19 protein-coding genes and 2 tRNA genes are annotated in these 22081 nt (G+C 51.3%); 9 read left to right on the top strand and 12 right to left on the bottom strand.

Going from position 1 to position 22081, the window contains the following annotated elements:
- Positions 1–40: 40 nt before the first annotated feature.
- Positions 41–1189 (bottom strand): DUF3611 family protein, encoded by a 1149-nt coding sequence (locus NOC_RS09350; RefSeq protein ID WP_011330742.1) that lies wholly within the window; start codon positions 1187–1189, stop codon positions 41–43.
- 176 nt (positions 1190–1365) lie between these two features.
- Between NOC_RS09350 and NOC_RS09345 the strand changes: the two genes are divergently transcribed.
- Positions 1366–1938, top strand: a complete 573-nt coding sequence (locus NOC_RS09345; RefSeq protein WP_002808684.1) for a DUF4124 domain-containing protein — start codon at positions 1366–1368, stop codon at positions 1936–1938.
- Between the two features lie 143 nt (positions 1939–2081).
- Here NOC_RS09345 and NOC_RS09340 read toward each other — a convergent pair whose 3' ends face one another.
- The 8 genes from NOC_RS09340 to NOC_RS09305 all read right to left on the bottom strand — a co-directional run bounded on the left by NOC_RS09340 (position 2082) and on the right by NOC_RS09305 (position 8672).
- Positions 2082–2822, bottom strand: a complete 741-nt coding sequence (locus NOC_RS09340; protein WP_011330741.1) for a dual specificity protein phosphatase family protein — start codon at positions 2820–2822, stop codon at positions 2082–2084.
- Positions 2812–3822 carry a sulfotransferase family protein gene (locus NOC_RS09335; RefSeq protein WP_002808687.1) on the bottom strand — a complete coding sequence of 337 codons (1011 nt, stop codon included), beginning with the start codon at positions 3820–3822 and terminating at the stop codon, positions 2812–2814. Before NOC_RS09335 ends, NOC_RS09340 begins: the two co-directional genes overlap by 11 nt.
- A gap of 111 nt (positions 3823–3933) precedes the next feature.
- Positions 3934–5670: a bifunctional alpha/beta hydrolase/class I SAM-dependent methyltransferase gene (locus NOC_RS09330; RefSeq protein ID WP_002811310.1), complete on the bottom strand. Its 1737-nt coding sequence runs from the start codon at positions 5668–5670 to the stop codon at positions 3934–3936.
- Between the two features lie 224 nt (positions 5671–5894).
- Positions 5895–6536: a lysophospholipid acyltransferase family protein gene (locus NOC_RS09325; RefSeq protein WP_231561749.1), complete on the bottom strand. Its 642-nt coding sequence runs from the start codon at positions 6534–6536 to the stop codon at positions 5895–5897.
- A gap of 13 nt (positions 6537–6549) precedes the next feature.
- Positions 6550–7491, bottom strand: a complete 942-nt coding sequence (locus NOC_RS09320; protein ID WP_002811548.1) for a phosphatidate cytidylyltransferase — start codon at positions 7489–7491, stop codon at positions 6550–6552.
- A complete protein-coding gene (locus NOC_RS09315; RefSeq protein ID WP_197054437.1) occupies positions 7491–8084 on the bottom strand; it encodes a CDP-alcohol phosphatidyltransferase family protein in 594 nt (197 codons plus the stop codon). The genes NOC_RS09320 and NOC_RS09315 overlap by 1 nt, the downstream gene beginning before the upstream one ends.
- A 385-nt stretch (positions 8085–8469) precedes the next feature.
- Positions 8470–8546 (bottom strand) — tRNA-Glu (locus NOC_RS09310).
- 50 nt (positions 8547–8596) lie between these two features.
- Positions 8597–8672, bottom strand: a tRNA-Ala gene (locus tag NOC_RS09305).
- Between the two features lie 219 nt (positions 8673–8891).
- Here NOC_RS09305 and NOC_RS09300 point away from each other — a divergent pair.
- From NOC_RS09300 to rsmA, 4 genes are all read left to right on the top strand, one after another.
- Positions 8892–11108 carry an LPS-assembly protein LptD gene (locus NOC_RS09300; RefSeq protein WP_002810606.1) on the top strand — a complete coding sequence of 739 codons (2217 nt, stop codon included), beginning with the start codon at positions 8892–8894 and terminating at the stop codon, positions 11106–11108.
- Between the two features lie 80 nt (positions 11109–11188).
- Positions 11189–12469 carry a peptidylprolyl isomerase gene (locus NOC_RS09295; protein ID WP_002809971.1) on the top strand — a complete coding sequence of 427 codons (1281 nt, stop codon included), beginning with the start codon at positions 11189–11191 and terminating at the stop codon, positions 12467–12469.
- Between the two features lie 18 nt (positions 12470–12487).
- Complete coding sequence (gene pdxA, locus NOC_RS09290; RefSeq protein ID WP_002811165.1) at positions 12488–13483, top strand: 4-hydroxythreonine-4-phosphate dehydrogenase PdxA; 996 nt, start codon at positions 12488–12490, stop codon at positions 13481–13483.
- Positions 13480–14274: a 16S rRNA (adenine(1518)-N(6)/adenine(1519)-N(6))-dimethyltransferase RsmA gene (gene rsmA, locus NOC_RS09285; protein ID WP_002810562.1), complete on the top strand. Its 795-nt coding sequence runs from the start codon at positions 13480–13482 to the stop codon at positions 14272–14274. Before pdxA ends, rsmA begins: the two co-directional genes overlap by 4 nt.
- Before the next feature lie 12 nt (positions 14275–14286).
- Here rsmA and NOC_RS09280 read toward each other — a convergent pair whose 3' ends face one another.
- Both NOC_RS09280 and NOC_RS09275 read right to left on the bottom strand, forming a co-directional pair.
- Positions 14287–14886 (bottom strand): Maf family protein, encoded by a 600-nt coding sequence (locus tag NOC_RS09280; protein ID WP_002809357.1) that lies wholly within the window; start codon positions 14884–14886, stop codon positions 14287–14289.
- Between the two features lie 40 nt (positions 14887–14926).
- On the bottom strand, positions 14927–16561 hold the full coding sequence (locus NOC_RS09275) for an alpha-D-glucose phosphate-specific phosphoglucomutase (protein WP_036497366.1): 1635 nt from the start codon (positions 16559–16561) through the stop codon (positions 14927–14929).
- A gap of 167 nt (positions 16562–16728) precedes the next feature.
- Here NOC_RS09275 and htpG point away from each other — a divergent pair, with 167 nt between their 5' ends.
- Together htpG and NOC_RS09265 are read left to right on the top strand one after the other, a co-directional pair.
- Complete coding sequence (gene htpG, locus NOC_RS09270) at positions 16729–18633, top strand: molecular chaperone HtpG (RefSeq protein ID WP_002810621.1); 1905 nt, start codon at positions 16729–16731, stop codon at positions 18631–18633.
- Positions 18634–18675: 42 nt separating this feature from the next.
- A complete protein-coding gene (locus NOC_RS09265; RefSeq protein ID WP_011330739.1) occupies positions 18676–19293 on the top strand; it encodes a response regulator transcription factor in 618 nt (205 codons plus the stop codon).
- A 376-nt stretch (positions 19294–19669) separates the two neighbouring features.
- Here NOC_RS09265 and NOC_RS09260 read toward each other — a convergent pair whose 3' ends face one another.
- Positions 19670–20095, bottom strand: a complete 426-nt coding sequence (locus NOC_RS09260; protein ID WP_002809920.1) for an Rrf2 family transcriptional regulator — start codon at positions 20093–20095, stop codon at positions 19670–19672.
- A 111-nt stretch (positions 20096–20206) separates the two neighbouring features.
- On the opposite strand from NOC_RS09260, the gene NOC_RS09255 reads away from it, so the two are divergent.
- Both NOC_RS09255 and NOC_RS09250 read left to right on the top strand, forming a co-directional pair.
- Complete coding sequence (locus NOC_RS09255; RefSeq protein WP_002810332.1) at positions 20207–21340, top strand: GNAT family N-acetyltransferase; 1134 nt, start codon at positions 20207–20209, stop codon at positions 21338–21340.
- A gap of 96 nt (positions 21341–21436) precedes the next feature.
- Positions 21437–22078 carry a L,D-transpeptidase family protein gene (locus tag NOC_RS09250; protein ID WP_002810768.1) on the top strand — a complete coding sequence of 214 codons (642 nt, stop codon included), beginning with the start codon at positions 21437–21439 and terminating at the stop codon, positions 22076–22078.
- Positions 22079–22081 lie beyond the last annotated feature (3 nt).

Here is a 22081-nt window from a genome sequence, read left to right as displayed (position 1 = left end):
GGGTATCGATATGGTGCTACTATCCTTGTGGTAGTAAGATTTAGGTAATTAAAGAGTTATTGGCAGGAGGGTCAGCAAGCAGCATTTTCTTATGGGCGCCCGAGGCAAGGACGGTTACCCAAATGGAGATTACCGCGCCTATAAAGTGAGCAATCAGTAAACCAAAATTTATCAGCAGTATAAAGACATCAAGGGCGCGCACGATCTTGCTGGGATCGGTAATGGCGATGCCCGGTGGTTGAGAAACGGTTTTCGCTATTAGCAGATATAAGCTTGTTCCAATGCCGATGAAACTAACAAGCATTCCCAGAAGACTGGTTTTGTAACTGAGTCTTAAAAACCAAGGAGAGGATTTTTTTTCCGGATTAATATAAAAATTCGGTTTCAAAGTAATTTTTTTAGCAAGCCGGGTGTAATAAAAGAAAAATAGGGTAGTTAAACAGAGGATAATAAAATCATAAACTGCCCAGGTGAGGCCGCTGCTAAGTTGGTTAGGAGAAAGAGATTGGCCTGAGGTAGTAAAAAGCAATAGCAGCGCGGACGCAATTGCAAGCCCGAACTGTATCCAGAAAGCCGTCCATCCAAGTAGACGGAGATTTCTGACCAGCCTTAAAATTGCTTTGGAAAGAGGCGGTGATGTTACTTCCGATTTGATTTTTTTAGATAGTGCATTGCCATAAAAAATTTTGTTCTGCTGATAGGTTTTTAGTAAAATAACGCCTATCCAGATAACTACCAATACTACCAGGGCGAGCGATGAAATCCCATGTAACGCCTCGGTAAATCCTGCTAAATCAGGGTCCTTTTTTTTCCCAGCGGGAACTGGCAGACCCCAAAATTTAACGGAGATTCCGCTGGCAGTGGCTTGAAAAAAACCGCTGACTCCCAAAATTATCACGCATACATAGAACAAAATATATAGATTGCGGGTGATGGCTTGTTGCCAGTGAGAAACGGTTTCTGAAGATTGAGGTCTACCCAATACTAACCATAGCAAAATTTGAAAAATGACTAATATCATGCTTGTCAATCCTAGAGAGATATGTAGATTGACAGAAAATGCTTGCTTTGGGGCCGTAGGTGGCAAGTATTGGAGATACCCTCCCAAGCCTATTAGCGCAAGGACCAACAGAACCAATATCCAATGAAGCGTAATGAAGAAAAGGTGCTGTGTTGGGCTTGGCAGCATGTTGTGATGCGGTTAAGTATGAAGGGATAAAATAAAGATTAGATTCTAAAAATAATAATGTCAAAATAGTTGTTGCCAGGCTAGCTTCTCGTTTGCTGTTCCCACTTTAATTATTTAAGCTCGAAATAAACAATTTGTTTTTTTCGCTCCTGTTGAGAGAGCGTTGAGGTGGGGAGATGAATAGAAAACGTAGTGGATTGAGATTAATATTAATTATTGGGTTTATTATCTTTCAGCCGGCAATTGCTGCAACACTCTACCGTTGGACCGACGCCTCGGGTACGCCAAGATATGGTTATCAGCCGCCCTTGGGTGTCCAAGCCGTGCCTGCGAAGGAGGTGCAAAGAGAACTGAAGATGCGCGGCTCATCCGTGAATTGCCAAACGCTGCTGACCGAACACCTGCATTTAGTTGATCAGGAGTTGGCACGTATCAAGGCGTTGCCGGCGGGTTTGGGACTGGCTTATGAACTGACTCCGGTAGCTAAGCGGGAGTTAATTTTAGATTTGCTCGCCCACCGGGCGGCTTTGGTGACGGGGCGCAACGCTTCGGATTTTCGCTCCCCAAAGCGTTCTGAGCTTGATCAATTGATGGCGCAGCATAAGCAGGAAAAAAATCGGTTGCTGGAGAGCCTGGAAAACAAAAAGGCTACGATTCGCGCCCAGCGTGAGCAAATCGAGCAAGAGCGGCAATGGACGGGAAGGGCGCTACATTTTCTTCGCAGATCGTTTCCGCCGGTAATTTGGTAGATAGTTGATAATTAGGTTCCTCTTGTCTTTTTGGATCTATTCGCAGAAATCCGCGTAAACCCTCGCCCCATATCGGGTGGGGATACAAATGGGAGGCCGTGTAGTGGCTCTATTTAAGTGTACTTTATCCCTGCTTTTTATTCTTACCGTTCCCCCTCCTTGCTCCAGCAGCTTGCCTGAAGCATCTGCTCGAATTGCCGCAGTGAATTCCGCACTTCCGGACGGATGACGATGGAGGGCCGTACTTGCCGCAGGCGGGCGATGGCTTCCCCGGTGGTTCGGCAGATGCCCGCAGCCATTAGGTAGGCGCCTACCACGTTGGCGCTTCGGGAGTATCCCGCCTTGCAGTGCACGAACACCCCATCACCCCGCTGGCGGCATGCTTGTATAAACTGTACCGCCTCCGTCAGATGGGCCGGAGTCAGAGCGGTCAGATCCAGGATGGGAATATTGTGGTAGCGCAAAACCTGGAGATCGGGGGTCTCCGAGAACTCAGCTGTCAGGTCTAATACGGCCTTCAAACCCGCTTCAGTTAAACGGGTGGCCTCTTTTCGAGTGAGCATACTTCCGATGAACACCCCTGGCGCCACCTCGTCCCAGGGTCGGCATTGCCGCCGGTAGTAGAGCAAAGACAGGTATTGACAGAACTGCGTGGGAGCAAGTAAAAGACGGGAAAGCGGGGAGAGACGTCCGCCACGCTTGCCGTAAATTGCTGGTCCCAGGGTCGTGTATCCGGCGGCTACAAGGAGCATGGCCAGAGCCGGCCAGGCCAGCGGCAATCCCCAAACTCCCAGGGAGAATATCGCGAGAATTAGTATTGTCGCGCCTGTCACATAGTACAGGGCGATCCGGAGATTGGGCACCAAATAGGGGCTACATTTCATATCCTAGCCCCGTAAAAATATCTCTCCAGCAGGTTGCCACGGCTGCCCGTTCGCTCTCCGTCAGCTCCAGGCGATTCTTACGGTATCCTTTCTGTCTCTCCAGATAGGCCCGGAACCGCGGCACCGCCTCTTCGAAACCGGTGAGATCCAAGCGGCAGTAGATGGATTCGAGGGTTTCCAGTGGCGCTTTTTGGAGGGATGCGAAACTGACCTCCGCTAAATCGGTTTCGGCCAATACTTCACGTTGCTCGAAATATGCCCGCATCAGCTGTGGATAGGATGCCAAAACGTGTGCCACCACGCGCTGCCGGTCGGTCGATTGTAGGCCCCAAGCGTTCTGTGCTTGCAGGTAAAGATGGACCGAGGAGACGAACACCTTGTAGGGGTTACGGTGGATGTGGATGAATTGCGCCTTAGGAAATCGCTTTTTCAGTAGCCGGATTCGTGCCGTGTTGGCGGGATTTTTTAGCAGTAGGCGCCGCCCAGGCTGATCGTATTGTACCATCTGCAGGAAGCGAAGATACCCAGTCCACCATTTCCGGATTGCAGCCTGCGGGACTGAGTCGAACATCACCGCTTCGTCGAAAATACGTTCCATGCTCCGCGGAAAAAAGGAGACGTGATAAAAGGAGTACCGGCTCGCTGCGGCCAGGGCGAGTTCCTCCTCCCAAGGCACGTCGGCGGCGATGGAAACGTTGTCCATTAGCCGGGTCGAGGGAAGTAGGCGCCCGAGCCATCGCTTCACCCCCTCGGAAAGTAGCAGATACTCGCGCGGCATCCCTGCCTGCAGCAGGGTTACACAGCTAAATTGTGGGTCGCAATTCAACAGATTCTGGAGGTGGGTTGTCCCGCTCCGCCAGTGGCCGACGATAAATAGCGGGTCCGGCGCGATTTCTTGCCGTTCCACTCGGCGATGGTAGCGGGCCGCGGCGATCCAGGAAACAGGCTCCCGCGCCAGGATACCTAGACCCAGGCCAAGGACTCGAGGCAGGTGCCGCATGTCGAACCCATAGGCGTTTAGGAGCCTCGCGTAGTTTATGATGCCGCTCGAGAGGAGGGGGTGTACAGAGGTCTTGCTCACGGGAACAAGCAGGGATATAGGTGGCAGCAATCAAACTCTGCGAGCTGCCGAAACGGTGAAGATTCCGTATTCATCGATACGCATGTCCTGCTTTTGGAGGCCAGCCGCCGCCACAAGCTCATCCATCTCCGCCTGCGTTCGCCGCCGCATGACCCAAGGTTCTCCCTCACGGTTGACCAGCGTGCGAGCGATGAGCTCTAGCTGCGGATGCCAGGGTTGGCAGGTATATAGCAGGTAGCCCCTGTCCACCAGCACTTCGGCGATGCCTGCCAATGATATTGCAACCCGATCGTTTTCCGGGAACAGCTCGTACAGCCCGGAAACAATGATGATATGTGGCTGCGGGGAAATAGCCAGCAGCCCGTCGCGGTCAAAGGCATCGCCCAACTCGAACTCAACGTTCTCCAAGCCCTTTTCGGCAGCCAGTGCCCTTCCTTGCTCGAGATTGGCTGGCGTCCAGTCACGTAGCCGGGCGTGTATTTTTTCTTGGGGCAGCTTTTCCAGCACCTCCAACACATATCGCCCGCAACCGGTGGCCACGTCCACGATCTCGATTTTATCGTGCTTTTGGAGTTGATCCTCAATGGCTTTTTGCAGCAGTTCCTGTAGATGCTTGCGGCGGATACGGATGCCTCTCCAGCCAACAGTATTCAGATAGGCGTGATCGATCCATTTGCCGACGGGCGTCAGGCCCCGCGCTCGGTTTTCGTAAACGTAGTCCAGGGATTGTCCGGAGTCGAACCCCGTCCGGAGCCCTACGCGGATGCCCTTACTAAGCCGCCCTACCGTTTCGATACTCTTTTTTTGAAGCGTGAATAACATCTGCCGCGGCCATACGGTAGGTTGGCGAAGCAGGTCATGCTCTGTGCGGCTGTAGCCACCCCGGTCCGCTTCTAACAGCGAAGGCAACTCCACCGGGTGCTCGAAGCTCTCTAGCAGGAAACGGCGCGTTTCGTTGATGGGTTTCTCTCGCCCCTTTTCGTATAATATTGCGTGAAAGAACCCGGCGTAATGCTCCATACGTTTGACTGCGGAGGAGAGGCCCCGGAAAAAGCGCCGCTGAGCAGAATTCTTAACCACCCAGTCGGAGCCAGCCGATAGAACGAGTGTCGGTGTGCGGATCGCACCGGCGTCCCGCAGCAAGCGGGTAGCAGTGTCGTGTAGTCCCAGCAGGATTTTTACCGATATGTTGCGAGTAATCAGCTTATCCTCATCGTAGGCTCGGGATTGTTCCGGATCGTGCGTGAGCATGCGCGATTTCACATAGCTATTGATAACCGCTGCCTGGCGCCACCACCGCCACAGGCGAAGAGCAGGAATGGCAAAGGGCACGTAGAGTTTGATGCGAAACGCGGGTGCCGCCAGTACCATGGAACGGATAGGGGGCGCATAGTCATGGACCCAGGCGGCCGCAGTCACCGCGCCGACGCTGTTGGCCACCACAGCAATATTCTCCATCTTGAGTCCGTGAGTTTCCTGCAAATGCCGGGCAAAGGCGTCTAGATCGCGCACTAGGGCGGAATAGCTGGGGGCGTCACCGCGTTGACCTGGAGATTTGCCGTGGCCGCGGTTGTCCCACGAAAAGGCCCAGAAGCTGGGAAGATCCAAGTCGTCCACCAATTCCTGAAGGCGTCCGGAGTGTTCATGTCCGCGGTGAATCAGTATCAACGCCCGGTCGGTGGGACTGACCGGTGGCCAAGTACGGTAGAACAACCGGGTTCCATCCCAGGTCGTGAACTCATTGGTCTCTTGTTCCCGTTTCCCCATGGAGCGTCTCCATTTTTTGTGTTGCCAGGCTTGCCGAGAGTGCCGTATTTTCCAAGCACAGCCTACCCTTTATGGATAATTTTCACAATTGCTCGACACGAAACGTCAATGTACCAAAATTACAAACGGTCGGGGAAACCTATTTTGGCTACGCTTTAACTCAAATCAGCATGATCAAAGAATTAGGCGGGCTTTTTAGGTTAGCTCTTACCAGGGCTCTGTTCTCAGTCCCATTCTGGCCCTTTGTCGGTCTCCGCCAAGGAGCGTATACGCGCCCGCAGGGTATTAAGGAAATCCGCATGCACCCGCCCCGTCAGCGGCTCGCCAATGTAGACGTCTAGTAGGAAAGGCACTAGTAGCGCCTCGCCTTTGGGCAGGGCTTTGCCTAGTCCACGCATAAATACTGGCACCACGGGTACGTCGGGATGCCGCTCGGCGAGATGGGCGATACCCCTGCGGAAACGGTTTATCCGTTCGGGTTCGCCGCGAGTGCCTTCTGGAAAGAAGATCAGGATTTCACCGCGTTTTAGGGCTGCGTCGCAAATCTCTAGTGGATCCACCCCTCGCTCAATTCGCTGCCGGGTGATGGGTAGGATGCCGATGATATCCTTGGCGAACCAAGCCAGCAGCCGATTACGCAAGAAGTAGTCAGCAGCGGCTACGGGTCGAACCCGATGCGATAGGCTAGGCGGCATCAGGGTTATGAGCACCAAGGTGTCCAAGTGGCTGTTGTGGTTGGCTGCAATGATAGCTGGGCCCCGGTTCGGCAGTCGTTCGCGATTACGGACGTTCAAACCCAGCACGATCAAGATCAGTGGCCGCACAATTAGAGTAAAGAACAACCAGCGCGCGATTTTCGTCACCATCCGCATGGAATTGTTAGCCGTGCAGGTAGTAGATGAAGTGGAAAAATAGCGGTGCCGTATAAATCAGACTGTCGATGCGGTCCAGTATGCCTCCGTGGCCTGGCAGTAAGCTGCCTGAGTCCTTCACACCTAGGTCGCGTTTGAGGGCGGATATGGTGACATCGCCGACGAAGCCAGCTATGCCGATCAACGCACCTGCAGCTACCGACTGGGGAACATTCAGGGGTGTTAGCCAGGAGGCTAGTGACCAGGACAAGACTATGGTAGTCGCTATGCCCCCAATCAGGCCCTCGACGGTCTTGCCTGGGCTCACGCTGGGCAGAATCTTGCGGCGGCCCAGCAGCTTACCCCAGCAATACTGCGCAACATCATTGAACTGGGTCAGAAACACGAGATAAAGCACGAGGCCCGCACCACCGGCGGCAGGATTGACTTGCTCTGGCAGCACCAGTAAATACGCCACGTGGCTGATGCTGAACACCATTGCCATTACACCCCAATGCAGGGTACCCGCAGCGCGTAAGAAGTTGCGCGTTTCGCCAACCAATACCATGCGCATGGGCAGCAGTAAAAAAGCATAGACTGGAATTAAAATAATGAACATTCCGTACCATTTGTAACCCACTAATAAATACTGGGCGGGAATGGTCAGATAGGCCCAAAACATTACCCGGCGATCTGCTCGCCGCGAAGGGATCAATGACAGATACTCCTTGAGCGCCATGAAGGAAACAAAGGCAAAGAATATCAGTGATCCCGTGCGATTAATCGCCATGGCGATGGCGAAAACGGCGAACATCAGCCACCAGGACTGGATACGGCTTACGAGTTCATGATGCAATGACTTGCTCAATCGGCCGCGAATGATGAATACGATCAAGTTGGCGATTGCGAGCACACCCAGGATGCCGCCCAGAGCTTGCAGAGCGGCCGGGTGAATATCAAGCCAGTCCATCAGGTTGACTCGGCTTCGGCCAGGGCGCCGCGGGCGCGCCGATAGATGGTAACAACCATCAATACAGTTACTGCTATTTGCAAATAAATAATCCAGCACCCGGCTGGCCCGCCCAATCCCAACCACAGACCGAGTACGCCAAAGACCAGAGCGCGGTCACTTTTTCCCATGGGACCGTCATAACGCCGCTTGGAACCCACTTGGACCGCAACTACGCCGGCCATCTCAGTGATCACGGCCAGCACGACGATGACGACCATCCAGGCTGCGTTAAATACGCTGACCAGCGCTAATGGCAAATAGAGCACGGCATCGGAGAGCACGTCGCCGAGCTCGTTGAGAATCGCCCCGGATGCAGATGCTTGGTGATACTCGCGAGCTAGCATACCGTCGATAGCGTTGAGCGCCATACGCAAAAACAGAAAGCCGGGTAGTAACAACATTGGCCAGGTTGCGTATGGCCACAGGGCGATGCAGGCGCCGACGGTGAACGATAGTGCCGCTGCGGTGAGAGTAACTACGTTAGCTGTTACGCCCGCCCTGGCTAGCAGCTTGACCACCGGCCTTAACATCTTTTGGAAAACAGGTTTCAAGAGATAAATGCTGGCCATGCCGCATCGGTACCTAGTTTTGAGATGCTGGGCACATTGTAACCTGGATTTATAGTTGCTTGCAGCAAAGGTGGCTGGCGTACCATGCCTCCCGTGCCCTTAATTCTCTGCGATAGGGCCATGGTGTGGTCGAGCATTGGTAACCTTCGAGCTTATGGCGCTGGCTGCGCGAACCGCTCGTAAGATCATGGCTTACAGGGTGTGTGTCATCGGAGGTATGGCTTTGCAGCGTTGGGGAGAGAACAGCGCTTACTGCCTTGTGATGGTCAATCTATGGCTAACGGCACCACCGCAAAGGCCCGCTTTTGGTAGTATTTTACGGGTTTCTGCCGGGACTAATATAAGCGCGGGTAAGTGCATGCTGAAATGGCGTCCCCAAGGGGATTCGAACCCCTGTTACCGCCGTGAAAGGGCGGTGTCCTAGGCCGTCTAGACGATGGGGACAGTTTCTATTGCTATCTGGGTTTGTAGTACACCTTGATGCACCGGGTACCTGGTGGAGCCAGGCGGGATCGAACCGCCGACCTCTTGCATGCCATGCAAGCGCTCTCCCAGCTGAGCTATGGCCCCTGCAAAAGAAACGCGCACTTTACGAGTTTGGCGGCAATATGTCAAGACCTCTTTATATTTAAACGCAAGGTACTTCCGGTAAGTCTGAGGGGGTGGGTGCTGATTTTTGTTGGGGTACCACTGCCATAGACTGAGAATTTCATGTAATTTGTTAATAAATTCTGAAGATCAGGGTATTCTGTGCGATTTTTACGCGCATTAAAATAGTACGCATACAGTGTGGAACATAAAAGAAACAATATCTTACTCGCGGGGCTTTTTTTCCTCCTGCTAGGGTTAGTCTCTATAGCTCGGGCACAGATACCCCAATGGGAGAAATGTGGAGCGTTTGTCGAGCCAGCTTCGGAGGAGTTGCTGGACCCTGAGCCTAGGGGTCCGGTGAATGTTGAGGCTGATCGAGTTGAATCCGAAAAAAATGGGGTCTCTGTTTTTAGCGGCGAGGTCAAATTTAGACGCCGGGGACAGTGGCTAGACGCTGATGAAGTGCTTTATGACAAGCCGAATGATACCGTGGAAGCTTTTGGCGATGTGCGCTATCAGGACGCCACAATGGATGTTATTAGTGATTCCGCTAAAGTAAATTTGGAGGCGGATATTGGTGAGGCGGAAAATGCTCGTTATTTTCTGCGGGATTACCATGCCCGTGGAGAGGCGGGAGCGGTGGAACGGGAGGGCTCGGTTAAGACCGAATTGCGAGACGCCACCTTTACAACTTGTGATATTGGGGATAATGCTTGGCAATTGAAGGCGGATCGGGTGAGTTTGGATCATAAGGAAGGCGTGGGCTGGGCCCGCGGTGCCCGCCTTAGACTCTGGGATACGACGGTGTTCTATGTCCCTTTTCTGCGTTTTCCTATCGATAATCGGCGTAAATCCGGTTTTCTTGTCCCTTCAGGCGGAAGCTCCAGTAATTCAGGTATAGGTATTAGCACTCCCTATTATTGGAATATTGCCCCTAATATGGATGCTACCATTACGCCACGTTATCTCTCCGATAGAGGCCCCATGATGGAAGGAGAAGTGCGTTATCTCAATCCTAGTAATTTTGGCCGAATAAGGGGGTCTTTTTTGCCCCATGATGCGAAAAGAGACGACTATCGCGGCGCTTTTTCCTATCGTCATAGTGGCAGCCCCCGGCCACGCTGGTTTACTAACCTTGATCTCAATCTTGTTTCCGATGATAGATATTTTGAGGATTTTGGTAATAGCCTAAGTATCGCGAGCACCACTGTCTTAAATAATTCCTTGGATATAGGCTACCAAGGTAACGGCTGGAATGCCCTAGGGCGTTTTCAGGGATTTCAAACCATTGATCGGAGCATTCCTGCTTTTGCTCGACCCTACCAGCGTTTGCCTCAGTTCTTGGTGGATGGATTTTTCCCGGATCGGTTTTTAGGACTGGATGTAGATTTTCACGGGGAAGTGGTACGTTTTGATCGGGATGCCGCCCCGCCCACGGGAGGCGTACGTTTAGACTTTTGGCCGACCGTGAGTTTACCTTTTCGGACTCCAGGTACTTTCTTTACCCCTAGTATCGGCGTGCGGGATACCCGTTATTTTCTAGAGGATGCTCCTCCAGGCACGGACAGTACATTAAGCCGTACCTTGCCTATTGTTAGTATGGATACAGGGGCTATATTCGAGCGTTCACTGACTTTGTGGGGAAGTGATTTGCGCCAAACGCTGGAACCGCGCGCTTACTATCTGTATGTCCCTTTTGAAGACCAATCGGCTTTTCCAGTGTTTGATAGCGCCCCGCTGGATTTTTATTTCAGCCGGCTTTTCCAACCCAACCGTTTTACAGGTGCCGATCGTCTTAACGATGCCAATCAGCTCACGCTGGCGGTAACGACCCGTTTGCTTCAGTCCGATACGGGAGCAGAGCTGCTTCGTGCATCTATTGGCCAGATTCAGTTTTTTCGTGATCGCAGGGTTACGATGCCTGGTGCCGCCAAGGAGACGGATTCAAGCTCGCTGGTTATTGCTGAAGTCGCTGCACGACTGGCACGGGAGTGGTCCCTGCGAGGCGAATTGCGTTTCGATCCCCATAAAAAACAAACTGATTTAGGCGCGGCTGAGTTGCACTACCGTGGTGATGAGGGCGGTCTGCTAAATATCAATTACCGTTTCCGCCGGAATTTTCTAGAACAACTCAATGTCTCTGGCCGCTATCCAATTGCCGATAACTGGAGTGTGGTGGGGCGTTGGTACCAGTCAATCGCCGATGGCCGCCTCCTTGAACTCCTGGGAGGGGTGGAATATGACAGTTGTTGCTGGGCAATACGCTTGGTGGGTCGTAGCTATATTACCAATATCGAGGGAGACAGGAATAATTCGGTATTGGTCCAATTGGAGTTAAAAGGATTAGGTAATTTGGGCCAGAACGTGGAAAGGTTGCTGGAGCGCTCGGTATTGGGCTATGGGCAGCCGTTCTAACTTGCCGATGAATATGTAATGATGATGATTAAAATTTTTATCCTGATTGTTAATTTTATTATGGAGCTGATGGAGTAGCCATGGGAAGAGTGTTGGTCACTATTTTTGTCCTATTCTGGCCTATTGGGAGTTTTGCGGCTATTAACCTTGATCGTATCGTGGCGGTAGTGAACGAGGATATAGTGCTGGAGAGCGAATTAGAGCAGATGGTCCGTACTGTTCAGGACCAATTGGCGGCCCAGGGAACGTCACTTCCTCCAGGCTATGTGCTAGAGCGGCAGGTATTGGAACGGCTGGTAATGGAACAGCTGCAACTGCAATTAGCTGCCCGTACGGGTATTCAAGTGGGTGATGAAACCCTCAATGAAGCCTTAGGCCGGATTGCTCAGGATAATGGACTTACGTTGAGCCAATTTCGCAATGTCTTAGAGCAAGATGGCTATGATTTTCCTGCCTTTCGCGAGAATATCCGCAAAGAGTTGATTATCTCTCAACTCCATAAGCGGGAGGTGAATGACCGGGTGAGCGTGAGCAAGGCGGAGATCGATAATTTTTTAACAAACCAGAAAAAGCGGGGTAACCAAGACGCTCAATATCATTTAGCCCATATTTTGATTACGGTGCCTGAAGCTGCTTCGCCGGAGCAGGTTCAAGCGGCCAAGGCTAAGGCTGAGCAGGTATTACAGCAGTTACGGGAAGGAGCGGATTTCCAGAAGGTGGCAGTCACTTACTCTGATGGGCAACAAGCGTTAGAGGGAGGTGATCTGGGCTGGCGCAAAATGGGACAGCTTCCCACTTTGTTCGTTGATGTGGTTCCCCAGCTCCAAGCAGGCGATATAAGTAAATTGATTCGCAGTCCCAGCGGTTTTCATATCGTAAAACTTCTGGATTATCGGGGCGAAGGGCAACAACAGCTCGTTACCCAGACTCAGGCCCGCCATATTCTGCTTCGCGCCGATGAGCTGGCCAGTGAGCGGGAGGTGCAGCTCCGGCTCAGCCAGCTCCGCCAGCGAATTTTAAGCGGGGATGATTTTTCTGAATTGGCGCAGGCCCATTCCGATGACAAAGCCAGCGCCTTAAAAGGCGGCGATCTTGGTTGGGTCAGTCCAGGTCAGATGATCCCCCGTTTTGAAGAAGCGATGCGCTCCCTTGAACCGGGGGAAATCAGTGAACCCTTTAAAACCCAGTTTGGCTGGCATGTGGTGCAAGTTTTAGATCGGCGGCAAGAAAATATGACTGAGGAATTTAACCGTAATCGGGCGAAGATGGAAATTCGCCAACGTAAGGTGGAAGAAGAACTGGAGAATTGGCTCCGCCAGCTTCGAGATGAAGCCTATGTGGAGTATCGTTTGGATAACTGAAGGAGGCGGTAATTCATTATGGCTTGCCTGCGATTGGCCCTCACTCCTGGCGAACCTGCTGGCATTGGCCCGGATATCTCGATCCAATTGGCCTGCCAGCGGCGGGAATATGATTTGGTCGTGGTGGCCGATCCAGAAATTCTACGCCAACGGGCACGGCAGCGGGGGTTAGCCCTGATAGTTGAGTCCTATGATCCTGCTCAGCCGCCGGAGCCAGGGGTATCCGGAACATTGAAGGTTCTACCATTAAGGGCTCCCGTCCCTGTTACCACGGGGTGTTTGTCTCCGGGGAATGCGGCGTATGTTTTAGCATGTTTGCGGCGCAGTGTAGCAGGCTGCTTACAAGGAGAGTTTTCCGCTTTGGTCACCGGTCCCGTTCACAAAGGGATTATCAATCAGGCAGGCATCTCCTTTAGTGGTCATACTGAATTTTTAGCCCAGCTGTGCAACCGCTCTCAAGTAGTGATGATGTTGACCGCGCCTGGACTGCGGGTAGCGTTAGCCACCACTCATTTACCCTTGCGTGAGGTGAGTGCCGCGATTACCCGCCGAGGACTGGAGGGGACGCTGCGGATACTGCACCGGGATTTGAGGCAGCGCTTTGGAATTTCCAGGCCGCGTATTTTAGTCTGCGGCTTGAATCCCCATGCGGGAGAGGGGGGGCATTTGGGGCGTGAGGAAATCGAGATCATCGAGCCGGTCATAGCAACCCTCCGGGCTCAGGGAATGCAATTATTCGGACCCTTGCCGGCGGATACCTTGTTTGTGCCCCGTTACCTGAAAGAAGCGGATGCAGTGCTCGCCATGTACCATGATCAGGGGCTGCCCGTGCTCAAGCATGTAGGTTTTGGGCGAGCGGTGAATATTACCTTGGGGCTGCCTATTATTCGCACCTCAGTGGACCATGGCACCGCTTTGGATCTTGCCGGCAAGGGCCCGGTAGGAAGCGGCAGCTTGGAAGCGGCTGTGGAGGCGGCACTAGCGATGGCGGAGAGAGAGCAACTTTCAAAGTGAATACCTTGGGCCATCGAGCGCGCAAGCGATTTGGGCAGCATTTTCTCCATGATAAAGGGGTCATTGAACGCTTGCTTAGGGCGATTAATCCCCAGCTGAACGATTTGATGGTGGAAATTGGCCCTGGCCAGGGAGCCTTGACTCTTCCTTTGCTGCATTGCCTTGGACATCTTGAGGCGATTGAATTAGATCGGGATTTGGCGGCTTACCTGGTCGAAAGATGCGCCTCGGAAGGGAATTTACGCCTGCATAATGTGGACAGCTTAACCTTTGATTTTCGTACCCTTGCCCATGAAAATCGGCGACTGCGAGTAGTGGGCAATTTACCCTATAATATCTCCACGCCCCTGTTGTTCCATTTGCTGGGTCAGATTGGCATCTTGGAGGATATGCACTTTATGCTGCAACGGGAAGTTGTTACCCGGTTGGCCGCCAAACCTGGAGGCAAGGATTACGGTCGTTTGAGTGTAATGGTGCAATTTTATTGTGAAGTTGAGCCTTTATTTACGGTAAAATCCGGCGCTTTTGTGCCGCCGCCGAAAGTGGATTCGATGGTGGTGCGGTTGATACCCCATCGACCTTCCCTGGCGCCAAATATTTCCCATGGGGCCCTTAATCGGGTGGTCTCCCAGGCCTTTTCCCAACGCCGTAAGACTTTGGCAAACGCACTCAAAGGTCTCTTGAGTTCAGCAGAGCTAATAGCCCTGGGAATTGACCCCCGGCAACGGCCGGAGACGATCAGTTTGGAGGACTACCTTGCTCTGACTCGGTATTGGCTGAAGGCCCAATAGCGTAGATTATAGCTATAAAACTGGATAGCCGGCCTGTTCCAGCAGCTCGGTTAAACGGATGAGGGGGAGGCCAACCAAGGCATTGGGATCGTCCCCTTGGAGGTGTTGGATGAGGGCAATCCCTAATCCTTCGGAGCGGAAACTACCGGCGCATTGATAAGGTTGCTCCCGTTGAAGGTAGTTGTCTATTTGTTGTTCCGTGAGCTGGCGAAATTGGACCTGGAAGGGTTCGACGACGGTTTTGGCTTCACCCATAAGGGTGTTAACGAGACAAAGTCCAGTATAAAAAAATACTGTCTGGCCCGAAGCGGCCCGCAATTGTTGTAGAGCTCGTTCGTGGGTTTTTGGCTTTCCCAGAATCTGCTGTCCCAGAACCGCCACTTGATCGGAACCAATCACCAAGGCATTAGGAGATTTAGCGCCCACGACCCGTGCTTTTGTCTCTGCGAGGCGAGCAACTAATCCTTCGGGTTGCTCCTGGGGAAGAGGAGTTTCATCAATATCGGGAGCGCAGATTTCAAAAGGCAATCCCAGGCGCGCTAATAACTCTGCCCGGTAAGGGGAACTGGAGGCGAGTACGAGGGTCGGCGGAGCGGGGGAAGGAAGGTTCATGGGATGCTTTTTTTGACTTTAGAAATTGCCTTTAGGGATTTTAGGTGATGACCGAGGGTTGTGACCGCCCCGTGCGCTGCTGAATTTGGGCCACGTGGTCGGCGATTTGAATAAGATCGGCAAGGGCTACTTGAGTCTCCTGGTTGTGCTGGTCCGGATTTGGTTCAAAAGTTTCCAAGTAGACCCGTAGGGTTGCCCCTTCGGTTCCAGTACCGGAGAGACGGTAAATAATTCGGGCATGGTCTTCAAAGCAGAGCCGGATTCCCTGTTCGGTGGTGATACTATGATCAATAGGATCGGTATAGCTAAAATCATCCGCAAGGATCACTTCCCTGTGGCCTAAGTGTTTACCTTTTAGTTTAGGAAGCTGCTTGCGCAGATCTTCTATGAGCCGCTGGGAAAGCTCTGCGGGCAGATCTTCGTAATCATGACGGGAGTAAAAATTGCGGCCGCAGTGGGTCCAATGTTCCCGGACGATGCTCTCTACCGACTGGCGGCGTACTGCCAGAACGTTGAGCCAGAACAAGACAGCCCATAGTCCGTCTTTCTCCCGGAGATGATCGGAGCCGGTGCCAAAACTCTCCTCTCCACATAGGGTAGCTTTGCCGGCATCTAGCAGGTTACCAAAAAATTTCCATCCAGTCGGAGTTTCAAAGCACTCGATTCCCAGGGCGCCGGCAATTCGATCAGCCGCTTGACTGGTGGGCATGGAGCGAGCAATACCTGCTAAACCGAGCCGATAACCAGGAATATGATGGGCGTTAGCCGCCAAAATCGCTAAGCTATCTGAGGGGGTGACAAAAAAACGCCTGCCAAGGATCATATTGCGGTCTCCATCTCCATCCGAGGCAGCGCCGAAACTGGGAGCATTAGCCCGATACATTTTGGTGACCAGGGATTTGGCGTGGACTAAATTGGGATCGGGGTGGCTGCCGCCGAAATCTGGCAGGGGTTCGCCATTGAGTACGGTGTTGGGATCAGCGCCCAAGCGTTGTTCCAGGATATCTTTAGCATAGGGGCCCGTGATTGCATGCATGGCGTCAAAGTACATGTGGAAGACGCCAGTATCGAATAGCGCTGCAATACGGTCGAAATCAAATAATTCTTCCATCAATTCCGCATAATCGGCAATGGGATTGATAACCTCGACCGTCATTTCTCCAAGGGTGAATATGCCGAGGGTATCCAGGGGAATATCCTCGGCTTCCAAAATCAAATAACGGTTAATCTTTTTGCTTAGGGTATAAATAGCATCTGTCACCGACTCGGGTGCTGGACCGCCATTGCCAACATTATATTTAATCCCAAAGTCTCCATCAGGTCCCGCTGGATTATGGCTGGCGGAGAGAATAATTCCGCCAAAGGCTTTACAGCGGCGAATGACGCAGGAAACCGCGGGAGTAGAAAAGAGCCCTTTATGACCCACGAGTACCCGGCCTACTTTGTTGGCAGCGGCCATTTTGAGTATGATTTGAATGGCTTCGGGATTGTAATAGCGCCCATCTCCTCCTAAAACTAATGTTTCCCCTGTCATCTCTTCCAAGCAATCGAAGAGGGATTGGACAAAATTCTCCAGGTAGTGGGGTTGTTGGAAATGTTTAACTTTTTTGCGCAGACCGGAAGTGCCGGGGCGCTGATCAGGATAAGGGGTCGTGGATACAGTATGGATATTCATGGTAAATCGTGCTCTTTCGGAGGATAAGTTGCTATTTTTATTATGAAGCCGCCCCATTCAATCATAAGGGGTGTTTTAAATTTAGCCCTTGATTCTATGAGGATTGCCCTTATGTAAACTGATTGGTATTCACTCAGTTTACATCATATGGAGGAGATCCCAATACTATGACTGTTGCAAGCCATAAGGAAACGCTAGGCTTTCAAACGGAGGTTAAGCAGTTGCTCAACCTCATGATTCACGCCTTATACAGTAACAAGGAGATTTTCCTGCGGGAGTTGATTTCCAATGGGGCCGATGCGGCGGATAAACTGCGTTTTGAGGCCCTGACGGATGATGCCCTCTATGAGGACGACAGTGCTCTGCATATTCGCCTCAGCTATGACAAAGACAAGCGCACCCTTACTATTGCTGATAATGGTATTGGTATGGGACGCCAGGAGGTGGTGGAGAATATCGGCACGATTGCCAAGTCGGGCACCCGCGCCTTTCTGGAAAGCCTTTCCGGCGATCAGGCTAAGGATGCGCGACTTATCGGGCAATTTGGCGTGGGTTTCTACTCTGCCTTCATTGTTGCTGACAAGGTTGTTCTGGAAACGCGGCGGGCAGGGTTTGGCCCGGAACATGGGGTACGCTGGGAATCGGGTGGGGCAGGAGATTACACTATTGAGACCATAGAGAAGGCGACGCGGGGAACTGTAGTGACGTTGCATCTGCGGGAAGGGGAAGATGAATTTTTAGATGGCTGGCGTTTGCGCCATATTGTCACCCGCTACTCGGATCATATTGATTTACCCATTGAAATAAAACGGGAAATCGGGGATGAAGAAAAGTCTGAGGAGAACGGAGAGGAGTGGGAGCAAATCAATAAAGCCACCGCCCTTTGGACTTTGCCTAAAAACGACATCAAGGAAGAGGAATATCAAGCCTTCTACAAACACGTCGCCCATGATTTCGAGGACCCCTTGGCTTGGACTCATAACCGCGTTGAAGGTAAGCTAGAGTATACCTCGCTGCTGTTTATTCCACCTCGGGCGCCATTTGATCTCTGGGAACGGGATCGAACGCAGGGTATCAAGCTCTATGTGCAACGGGTCTTTATTATGGACGACACCGAGCAGCTTATGCCCCGTTATCTCCGTTTTGTGCGGGGGGTCGTGGATTCCAATGATTTGCCCCTGAATATTTCCCGTGAAATCCTCCAGAATAACCGGGTGATCGATAGCATTCGTGCTGGCTCGGTTAAGAAAATTCTAGGTTTATTGGAAGATATGGCGAAGCATGAGGCCAAAAAGTACCAAAGCTTCTGGAAGGAATTTGGGCAAGTCATGAAGGAAGGGGTGGGGGAGGATAGCGGTAACCGAGAGCAGATAGCCCGATTGCTGCGTTTTGCCTCTACCCATCATGATACTGCGGAGCAAACCGTCTCGCTGGCTGATTATCTATCGCGGATGAAAGAAGGGCAAGACAAAATCTACTATATCACGGCGGACAGCTTTCCCGCTGCAAAAAGTAGTCCCCATCTGGAAGTGTTCCGTAAAAAGGGGATTGAAGTATTGCTGTTATCCGATCGAGTGGATGAATGGTTGGTCGCTTCTCTGCCTGAGTTTGAAGGTAAGTCCCTACAGTCGGTCACCAAAGGAGAGCTTGATTTGGGTCATTTGGAGGATGAGCAGGAAAAACAACAGCAAAAAGAGGTGGAAGAAGACTTTCAAAACCTCGTTGAGAGAGTTAAGAACAACCTGGGAGATAAGGTTAAAGAAGTACGCGTAACCCATCGTTTAACGGATTCTCCGGTCTGTTTAGTGGTTGAACAGCATGACATGAGTGGCTATCTCGAGCGTCTTTTAAAGGAGGCAGGCCAGCAAGCACCTCATATCCAGCCTATTCTCGAGCTCAACCCGGCCCATCCCATTATTGCTCGTCTCAAAGGGGAGGAGTCGGAGGAAAATTTTGGTGACTGGGCCCACTTGTTATTCGAGCAGGCCTTGCTTGCTGAAGGAGGGCGCCTTGAAGAACCTGCTTTATTCGTTAAACGCTTAAACAGCCTGCTTCTGGCAATGGCGGACTAGACAGGAAGGTATTGAAAGCGACCCTTCGGTGAAAGCTTAACTATGGCGACACGGGAACCGATGGTGTTTATCGTCGATGATGGCGTTACGGTTAGAAACTCATTGGGTCCCTCGCTTCAGTCCGTAGGCTATCGCGTAAAGGTCTGCGAATCTGCTGAAGCTTTCCTTAAAGTTTATGAGCCCAATCAACCGGGTTGTATTATTTTAGATGTTCAGATGCCCGAGAGCACAGGATTGGATCTGCAAGAATATTTGGTCTCCGAGCAGATCCCTATTCCTGTGATATTCATTACGGGACAAGCGGATGTGCCCACCGTAGTGCGGGCCGTGAAGCAGGGCGCGGTGGATTTTTTGTTGAAACCTTTTGATTTTGAGACCCTGCTGCGATCCATTCAGGAAGCAATTGAGCTAGACCAAATTAAACGGACCGAGCGCGCTCAACGGGATACTATCGAAAAACGATTAGCTTCCCTGACACCGCGGGAAAGGGATGTTTTGGATAAGGTTATCGAAGGAAAGCTCAATAAGGTGATTGCTGCTGAATTAGAAGTGAGCATCCGTACGGTAGAAATCCACCGTGCCCGCCTTATGGCTAAGATGAAAGTCAGGCGTCCTACTGAATTGGCCCGCCTCGTACTCAAGCTTCGGCGTTCCTCGTAGGATTTGCTAATAGCTGAGGGGGAGCTGGGCGTAGGGTATTAAAGGGAGGGTAGGTAGACACCTCCCCAGTTGGAGTTCCGCCATGACTGATGTCGATTTTGTTCCTACAAAACCTCATCAGCCTGGAGAATTCGCGCTTCAAGGGGTGCTTTGGGCTGGCCACGACTTAGCGCGCAAGGCCCTCGGTTGGGTATCACCCTCCACGCGCATCATTTCCCCTCCTACCGAGGGTAGGTCGCGCTCTTGGCAGCAGGGAAAATATAGCGCCAATTATTGGCGAAACGCGAGGAATGTTGGCCCTCGCGCTCGCAGCAAAGTTTCACTTCGCCTGTCTGCGTGCGGGCACGCACAGGCAGGCACACTCGCTGGGGGGCATTCAACATCCATGTTTAATTCCGAGGTGCGAGTGAGGCCAGCGTCGTGCTAGATCCGCAAGCGTGATTTGGTTAAGGAAATCGTAAAGCCGCATACTGAAATCATGCCAAAGGCGCTCTGCTTCACTTACGGAATTAGTGGCAATTGCCAGGGGGTTGAGCTTGCCTGGTTGTTTATCCACTGCGGCAATAATTTCCGCAATGGTAATTTTTTCAGCAGCGCGTGTAAGATGATAACCTCCTCCCGGCCCACGTATTCCTTCTACTAAGCCATGGTGGCGCAGGCTGGCAAATATTTGTTCTAGATAAGAAACAGAAATATTGTCTAGTTGGGCGATATCGCCCAAAGTAATTGATTTTTGCTGTTTGACTAAGGCCAAATTCATCATCGCGCTGATGGCGTAACGGGGGCGGTTGGAAAATCTCATAGGCAACTAATTACATGACTGTACTTGCTAAAATAATAGCACAAAAGCGCCAAAAAATAATGAATGTCCTGGTTGTAAAATTTTGAATAATCTATAGGGGATAGGGTTGTCGTGGAATTTAAGGTTACCGAATCTATTGAAACCGTTGCCTCGGGGCAGTGGAATGCCTTGGAGGGAACCGATAATCCTTTTTTACGTTATGAATTTCTAAGCGCTCTTGAGCGTTACGGTTGTGTAGGTGCCCATGTAGGCTGGCTGCCGCGCTATCTTCTCGCTGAAGATCGCCCAGGGAGCCTGATTGGCGCGGTACCCTTATATCTCAAATATAACTCATTTGGCGAGTTCGTGTTCGATTGGTCTTGGGCTGACGCTTGGGAGCAGGCAGGGCAGCATTATTACCCCAAACTGGTCGTTGCTGTACCCTTTAGTCCTGTAACTGGTCCACGGTTGCTTTTAAAGCCGGGAGCGGATGAAGCAATGGTCGACGAGCTTATCCAAATGACGATTAGGTTAGCAAAGAAAGGGGGAATCTCTTCCCTTCATTGGTTATTTCCTCATCAAAAAGATAGAAAAAGGCTAGCAAATTGTGGTTTCCTGCTGCGCCAAGGTTATCAATTTCACTGGCATAACCGGGGTTATCGGGACTTCAATGATTTTTTGGAAACCTTAACCTCCAAGCGTCGTAAGGAGGTCAGGCGAGAGCGCCGTCAGGCCCAAACTCGAGGAACAGAGATTAAGGTTATCCACGGGAGCGAGGTTACCGATTTAGAATGGCGCGCCATGTATCGATTTTATCAAGCCACCTTTCATGCCAAAGGGAATTATCCTGCTCTTACATTGCCATTTTTTAAGTCTTTAGGGCGAACAATGGGGCAGGCTGTGGTGCTAGCGTTGGCCGTGCGCACGGGTATCCCCATTGCGGGGGCTTTATATTTGCGAAGCCGGGACACCCTCTACGGCCGTTACTGGGGTGATAGCGAGTACTTGGCGGGGATGCATTTTGAACTGTGCTATTACCGGGGCATAGAGTATTGTATCGAGCACCATTTACAATATTTTGAGCCTGGCGCTCAAGGGGAACACAAGATAAACCGGGGGTTCCTGCCTGTGCTCACTTGGTCTGCTCATTGGCTCGGAGATTCTGGTTTTTACAGTGCCATTGCTGATTTTCTTGCCCAAGAAAGCCGTATGGTAAGGAGCGCAATAATGGAATTGGAGGCAGGCGGTCCTTATAAGCGCCCATGAACAAATGGGACATAAGAAGCTTGGGAACTGCTATCACTAAGCGCTTCTTCGATATAACTCAATCGTTTCAATATATAACGACAGAAATCATGAACAATGCCTAATTTGCTGCTGAAATTACTGGTTATTTTAGCATTGGTTCTAACCAATCCATTTGCTGGCGCAACATCATCCACTGAACTTTCCTACGAACTTATTATTATAAAATCAAAACGATTGCTTATTGTCAAAAAAGGGGGGCAGATCATTAAAAAATACCATGCCGCTCTTGGTCAAGGAGGTGGGGGCGGAAAGCGTATTGAAGGAGATAAACATACCCCAGAAGGAGAATATGAGATAGTTGGTTTTTGGCCAAGTCATAAATTTCATTATTTCATACATCTTGATTATCCAAGCCGTGGGGATGCTTTGGCTGGCTATAAAGAAGGCTTGATTTCATGGGATGAGCTGGTCCATATCTACCGGGCTCAGCAAGAGAAAAATGGTATTCCGCCACAGCAGACCCGGTTGGGTGGATTTATTGGAATCCATGGAATCGGAGAAGAAACAAGGAAAAAACTCATGATTCATCGCAATTTTAATTGGACTCGCGGTTGTGTTGCTCTTACCAATAGGGAAATTGATGAGCTGCGGCAATTTATACAGCTGGGAACCCCGGTGATTATTCTTAATGAATTTAACGATAAAAGTCTGCTTGCTGGTATGAAAGTAGAGTCAGGTGTTTCCTTGACCAACTAACTA

Source organism: Nitrosococcus oceani ATCC 19707, assembly GCF_000012805.1.
Classification (GTDB): domain Bacteria; phylum Pseudomonadota; class Gammaproteobacteria; order Nitrosococcales; family Nitrosococcaceae; genus Nitrosococcus; species Nitrosococcus oceani.
This window is presented reverse-complemented; position numbering and strand designations above follow the sequence as displayed.

What these genes read in the sequence shown, in the direction of transcription:
- NOC_RS09350 (WP_011330742.1), bottom strand. Translation starts at nt 1,189, where the DNA reads ATGCTGCCAAGCCCAACACAGCACCTTTTCTTCATTACGCTTCATTGG.
- NOC_RS09345 (WP_002808684.1), top strand. Translation starts at nt 1,366, where the DNA reads ATGAATAGAAAACGTAGTGGATTGAGATTAATATTAATTATTGGGTTT.
- NOC_RS09340 (WP_011330741.1), bottom strand. Translation starts at nt 2,822, where the DNA reads ATGAAATGTAGCCCCTATTTGGTGCCCAATCTCCGGATCGCCCTGTAC.
- NOC_RS09335 (WP_002808687.1), bottom strand. Translation starts at nt 3,822, where the DNA reads ATGCGGCACCTGCCTCGAGTCCTTGGCCTGGGTCTAGGTATCCTGGCG.
- NOC_RS09330 (WP_002811310.1), bottom strand. Translation starts at nt 5,670, where the DNA reads ATGGGGAAACGGGAACAAGAGACCAATGAGTTCACGACCTGGGATGGA.
- NOC_RS09325 (WP_231561749.1), bottom strand. Translation starts at nt 6,536, where the DNA reads ATGGTGACGAAAATCGCGCGCTGGTTGTTCTTTACTCTAATTGTGCGG.
- NOC_RS09320 (WP_002811548.1), bottom strand. Translation starts at nt 7,491, where the DNA reads ATGGACTGGCTTGATATTCACCCGGCCGCTCTGCAAGCTCTGGGCGGC.
- NOC_RS09295 (WP_002809971.1), top strand. Translation starts at nt 11,189, where the DNA reads ATGGGAAGAGTGTTGGTCACTATTTTTGTCCTATTCTGGCCTATTGGG.
- pdxA (WP_002811165.1), top strand. Translation starts at nt 12,488, where the DNA reads ATGGCTTGCCTGCGATTGGCCCTCACTCCTGGCGAACCTGCTGGCATT.
- NOC_RS09280 (WP_002809357.1), bottom strand. Translation starts at nt 14,886, where the DNA reads ATGAACCTTCCTTCCCCCGCTCCGCCGACCCTCGTACTCGCCTCCAGT.
- NOC_RS09275 (WP_036497366.1), bottom strand. Translation starts at nt 16,561, where the DNA reads ATGAATATCCATACTGTATCCACGACCCCTTATCCTGATCAGCGCCCC.
- htpG (WP_002810621.1), top strand. Translation starts at nt 16,729, where the DNA reads ATGACTGTTGCAAGCCATAAGGAAACGCTAGGCTTTCAAACGGAGGTT.
- NOC_RS09265 (WP_011330739.1), top strand. Translation starts at nt 18,676, where the DNA reads ATGGCGACACGGGAACCGATGGTGTTTATCGTCGATGATGGCGTTACG.
- NOC_RS09260 (WP_002809920.1), bottom strand. Translation starts at nt 20,095, where the DNA reads ATGAGATTTTCCAACCGCCCCCGTTACGCCATCAGCGCGATGATGAAT.
- NOC_RS09250 (WP_002810768.1), top strand. Translation starts at nt 21,437, where the DNA reads ATGCCTAATTTGCTGCTGAAATTACTGGTTATTTTAGCATTGGTTCTA.